The sequence below is a fragment of the Prochlorococcus marinus genome (assembly GCF_001180245.1).
GTDB lineage: Bacteria > Cyanobacteriota > Cyanobacteriia > PCC-6307 > Cyanobiaceae > Prochlorococcus_A > Prochlorococcus_A marinus_F.
In genome coordinates, this window is sequence record NZ_CVSV01000057.1 from 1 (window position 1) to 580 (window position 580).

The window sequence follows — 580 nt, forward strand, 5'->3', positions numbered from 1 at the left end:
AAAAAATTTTTATTGATTCTAGGAGGGTTACTTCTTTATAGGTCAAAGAACCATCTTTCATAATCACCAAAAAAAGAATTTAAGGAGGATGCAGCTAGAGAGGAATGGAAAAATTTAATTGCTCAGGGTTGGAGAAGAACCAAGTAAGTTTTGACAAAAAAAGAACGCTAGGGCTGCTAATCCTTAAAAGGTAGTCAAAAAATACTCAATTACTAACTAAAAGCAATGCAAGTAGTAAGCGTTTCATACTATTTAAATTATTTCTAACAAAGTCGAAAAGTATAAATCTTGAATTTTTGCTAACCAATTAACTTTAACTTCCCAATTACTTTTGTTGGTATTTGATTAGTCATATGTTTTTGAGGAGTTTTCAAGTAATTTATTTAATTCTAAGAGTTCTTCTTTACTAAGTTCTCTATATGCACCTGTTGGCACATCTAGCTTAATATTCATAATTCTTACACGCTTTAATGATAGTACTCTATATCCTAAGGCCTCACACATTCTTCTAATTTGGCGGTTAAGTCCCTGTGTAAGTATTATTTTAAAATTTCTTGGCCCCAATTGTTTTACGAAACAA

General features: G+C 30.7%; 1 pseudogene. It reads right to left on the reverse strand.

The annotated features are described in order from the left end of the window. Positions 1 to 345 precede the first annotated feature (345 nt). Positions 346 to 580 (reverse strand): annotated as a pseudogene (locus AMO19_RS01950) (23S rRNA pseudouridine synthase F); the annotation flags it as partial.